Origin of the sequence: Nonomuraea sp. KM90 (assembly GCF_052246675.1) — a bacterium.
In the GTDB taxonomy this organism is placed as follows: Bacteria; Actinomycetota; Actinomycetes; order Streptosporangiales; family Streptosporangiaceae; genus Nonomuraea.
On record NZ_JBQQCB010000396.1, the window covers coordinates 1 to 805 of the forward strand.

The following is an 805-nucleotide window of genomic DNA, read 5'->3' on the forward strand; positions in this document are numbered from 1 at the left end:
ATTGCGCCTTATGTTCTAGTAGGTGTCTCGCCAGGTTGGGGTGGTCTCGTCCGTTATGCGTTTGGTGAGATTGTCGATCGAGGCGATGTAGATCATCGCTTCAGAGCTGGCGGGCAGAGTTTCGTAATCGCGGGTTAGGCGTCGTCGTAACATAAGCCATCCGAGGCTGCGTTCCACTACCCAGCGCCTTCTAACGACGTGGAAGCCGCGGATGTCGGGGTTTCTGTTGACGACTTGCACGTCGATTCCGAGGCGGGCTCCATGTTCGACTGCTGCGTTCTTGAATCCGGTGTCGACCCAGGCTTTGGTGATGGTTGGGTATGTCTCCTTGACGGTGTTGAGCAGTTGTATTCCTATGGCGTTTTCGGAGAGGCTTGCGGCGGTGACGGTGACGGCGAGTAGGAGGCCAAGCGCGTCTGTGACGATGCCTCGCTTCCGGCCGATGATCTTCTTGGCGGCGTCCGTTCCCTGGCTTGTCAGGGGTACGTTGGTGGAGGTCTTGACGCTCTGGGTGTCGATCATGGAGGCGGTCGGCTCGGGCTCGCGGCCGGCCTTGACGCGGGCCAGTCCGGTCAGGTCGTAGTTGAGTTGGGCGAGTATCCCTTCGTCGCGCCAGGCCGCGTAGTAGGCGTATACGGTGTTGTACGACGGGAAGTCATGCGGTAGGTATTTCCAGGCAATTCCCGTGCGGTTGACATAGAGAATCGCATTGAAGACGTCCCGTAGTTCGACGGAGGCTGGCTGGCCGGTGGGCCGACGGTCGAGTCTGGCCTGGCGCCAGGTGGTCAAGGTGGGTTCGATTAAG

General features: G+C 59.6%; 1 protein-coding gene. It reads right to left on the bottom strand.

Annotated features, from left to right (window positions below):
* Positions 1 to 15: 15 nt before the first annotated feature.
* Positions 16 to 805, bottom strand: a 790-nt coding sequence (locus ACTWPW_RS64425) for an IS5 family transposase (RefSeq protein ID WP_443175075.1), incomplete at its 5' end; no start/stop codon positions are given.